Origin of the sequence: Vibrio sp. RM-41-2B, assembly GCF_024744415.1 — a bacterium.
Classification (GTDB): Bacteria; Pseudomonadota; Gammaproteobacteria; order Enterobacterales; family Vibrionaceae; genus Vibrio; species Vibrio diabolicus.
In genome coordinates this window covers 1-498 of record NZ_JAMQWD010000038.1, presented here as the reverse complement: position 1 = coordinate 498, position 498 = coordinate 1, and the positions used below count along the sequence as shown (strand labels likewise).

Here is a 498-nt window from a genome sequence, read left to right as displayed (position 1 = left end):
CACGTACATTCAGCCTGAGAGATCCGTTGCGGAAATAACGCCCGCTTAAGTGGTGAGCAACGCTACCACAACACTAACTTATTGCACCGTAACCACAAAAGCCAATTCAAACCAAAACCGCCGAGCGTTGCGAATCCGTCTTAAAGCGTTTGTTATGTTTGTTACGTGAAGATAAGCTGAAAATTATACCCGTTACCTTTAACCTCAAGTATTTTATGTTTCTCATCGAAGCTAAAAGTTTGAAATCTAGGCTTAAACTCTTCAAACGGAATACCATAACCTCTAATGGTATCGTCAACAGAAACGAATGGACCATCACCTGAATAAACATTGCTCCAAAATGTTACATCAACTTCCCCTAAAGGAGTGGCTTTGTTCAAGTTTTTAATTCGAGCCGTTACTTCATAAGAAGCTTGATCATTACGCTTTAAGCCAAGTGAAGACATACAGCTTTGAATAGCTGATATTGATTCGATTTCCATAATTTCTCCTTTAAAC

General features: G+C 39.2%; 1 protein-coding gene. It reads right to left on the bottom strand.

Annotation, left to right across the window (positions count from 1 at the left end; all coding sequences use genetic code 11):
• Positions 1 to 161 precede the first annotated feature (161 nt).
• Positions 162 to 498 (bottom strand): hypothetical protein (locus tag NB463_RS17510; RefSeq protein WP_258516018.1); only part of this gene is annotated, 337 nt, incomplete at its 5' end.